Origin of the sequence: Nostoc flagelliforme FACHB-838, assembly GCF_014698065.1 — a bacterium.
In the GTDB taxonomy this organism is placed as follows: Bacteria; Cyanobacteriota; Cyanobacteriia; order Cyanobacteriales; family Nostocaceae; genus Nostoc; species Nostoc flagelliforme_B.
The window spans coordinates 1-2,481 of record NZ_JACJSI010000620.1; the positions used below are offsets into that span (position 1 = coordinate 1).

The following is a 2,481-nucleotide window of genomic DNA, read 5'->3' on the forward strand; positions in this document are numbered from 1 at the left end:
TTTAGGTAAGGCTGGTAGTATTGCCTACATAGATGCTATTGAACAAATTACTGCAAGGACTAAAATTGAAGCTTTAGATCGTTCAATTGAGACTCTCAAACAGGGTTTAAAAGATTTAGTCGAAGAAACTTCCAAATATAATAAAGAATAACAGTGGTTCGCGACATTCCATCGCGAACCACTCTTTCTTTTCCACATCCCGTGAAAAGTCAGAAAATGTATCTATTCACAGCGTATACTGAGAGAGCTTTTTTACAACATTCCTAACTTTTCAAACAACCTCTAAATGCTGCGAATCGTCGGCGATAATCGCACTATCTTTTATAAGCCTGCTCTCTTGAGATTGAGTAATTGTGTGCTCAGTAACAATATTAATTTGAGAAATATTATAAATAACATAATATTTATTGACTCCAAAATAATAAGGTAAATGTACCTCTTTCATACATAAGATAGAAACCTAAAGTAATTAATATAAAAGGCACAAGGCTTTTACCATATTGTGTTAAATTACTAGCAATTATAGCTCGGCTAGCCAAAAAATAAGCGGCTGAATACCAAAGTCCTTTCATAATAATAAATACTATAATAATTATTAACAAATCGATAAAAGTGTTGCCAGCAAACAAGGGAATATAAATACTTATATTGTCTCCACCATTAGCAAATGTGACTGCTGCAACTTTATAAGTTTGGGGAGTTAGAATACTCAAGATGAAATTTAGGATGGTGTTATCATTAGATGGTTTTAAACTAGTGGTTACAGTCTGAATTTCTGGATTTTCTATTTCTTGATGCAATAACTGCTTAATCCCAATTGCTATTGGTAAAATTCCTAATAATCCTATCCAAGCTTTAGGTATTATTAAACTACCAAAGAACCCTGGTAAACTGGCAATAATGATGGCGAAAAAACCTAGATACTGTCCAACGAAAATATGACGACGACGAAATTGGTTATTTAGCTGTGAAAAAAACAGCATTAGGATAACAATGTCATCAATATTGGTAACAGTAAAAGCAACAATTCCCTCTACAATAGTTGTAATAATGTTACTCATGTGGGATAATCAAAAAAAAGTGATTAACTAATCAAAATTTAGCAAACAAATTAGGATACTCTGTAATGAGTGAGTTAATTACTACACTCTTAGTGGGAATCTCAGCCTTCGTTGCCACTAATATTGATGATATCGTTATTTTATTACTGCTGTTTTCTCAGCTAAATTCTAGCTTCAGATGTCGGCACATTGTTGCTGGTCAATACCTAGGCTTTACAGTGTTAATTATTGCTAGTCTTCCTGGGTTATTTGGTGGATTAATTATACCACCCAACTGGATTGGACTGCTGGGATTAATACCGATGGCGATGGGTATCAGTAGTTTAATAAATCGAGAGGAAAATGAAATTCTAGAGGCTGTAGTTACAACAGCAGAATATCAAGATACAAACACCACAAGTTTGCTTAATGCAAGTACTTACAATGTTGCAGCCATTACTATCGCCAATGGGAGTGATAATATCAGCGTCTATATACCATTATTTGCTAGTAGTAATACAACTAATTTTATAATTATTATTGGAGTATTTTTTATATTAGTAGCACTCTGGTGTTATCTAGCTTATAAGTTTACTTATCAAACAAAAATAGCGAATATATTAAGTCAATATAGTAATTATATTCTGCCTTTTGTATTAATAATATTAGGCGGACTAATTATTTTAAAAACAGCAGCGTTAAGCTTGATCAAGCTAGCAGCTAGTTGTATTTGTTTAGCAATTTTAGTAAAAAAGCAACCATTATCTAACTAAGCCACCTGGACATCTTCTTGCATAAGCATATTCTCAAAAGCTATCATGACTCGTGTATGAAACCGTTGACGGTGTTTTAGTTTCCAAATCGGCTGGATAATTTCTAATGGTTTCTTGGATTGTTTTTGCGAGTTGATAATTTGCACAGCATGTAATGTCCTTAGCTGTAATTCTTTTTTTACCATTGATTCTGGAAGTGCAGCTGCACCAACACCACTTTCTACAACTGCTTTCACCATTTCACTAGTGTTGAGATTAAGTACAACATCCAGGTTGCTAGGTTCAATTCCCCAACTTTGTAAGGCTTGCTCAAACATCTGCTGTGCGCCAGAACCAGATTCACGCATCACCCAACTTGTGCTGAATAATTTATCTAAATAAATTTCGGTACTTTGATACCAAGGGTGGGATTTACCCACAACAATTTGCAGGCGATCGCTTCCCACTTCGTCTTGCTCTAAAGATTGCTGTAACGATGGTTTGATCTCCCCTGTAACCAAACCCAAATCATACATACCTACAGCAGTTCCTTCACAAATTTCTTCCGCATTTCCTAACTGACAATTGATAAAAATGCCTGGATATAACTGCTTAAACTGGCTAATTTTTTCGGGTAGCCAATAGTTACCAACTGTGAGACTTGCACCTATCTTCAACTCTCCGCGTTG

Annotated in this window: 3 protein-coding genes; 1 reads left to right on the top strand and 2 read right to left on the bottom strand. The window is 34.8% G+C overall.

The genetic code is table 11. The features are described from left to right. Positions 1-404: 404 nt before the first annotated feature. Positions 405-1,061, bottom strand: a complete 657-nt coding sequence (locus H6G97_RS49765; protein WP_190947611.1) for a cadmium resistance transporter — start codon at positions 1,059-1,061, stop codon at positions 405-407. 65 nt (positions 1,062-1,126) lie between these two features. Between H6G97_RS49765 and H6G97_RS49770 the strand changes: the two genes are divergently transcribed. Further along, the gene (locus H6G97_RS49770) at positions 1,127-1,813 is read left to right on the top strand and encodes a cadmium resistance transporter (RefSeq protein ID WP_190947612.1); all 687 of its coding nucleotides are present in this window, start codon (positions 1,127-1,129) and stop codon (positions 1,811-1,813) included. Here the strand turns inward: H6G97_RS49770 and H6G97_RS49775 are convergent. Then, on the bottom strand, positions 1,810-2,481 hold a 672-nt coding region (locus tag H6G97_RS49775; RefSeq protein ID WP_190947613.1), incomplete at its 5' end, for a LysR substrate-binding domain-containing protein. The two genes, H6G97_RS49770 and H6G97_RS49775, sit on opposite strands and share 4 nt — an antisense overlap.

What these genes read in the sequence shown, in the direction of transcription:
- H6G97_RS49770 (WP_190947612.1), top strand. Translation starts at nt 1,127, where the DNA reads ATGAGTGAGTTAATTACTACACTCTTAGTGGGAATCTCAGCCTTCGTT.
- H6G97_RS49765 (WP_190947611.1), bottom strand. Translation starts at nt 1,061, where the DNA reads ATGAGTAACATTATTACAACTATTGTAGAGGGAATTGTTGCTTTTACT.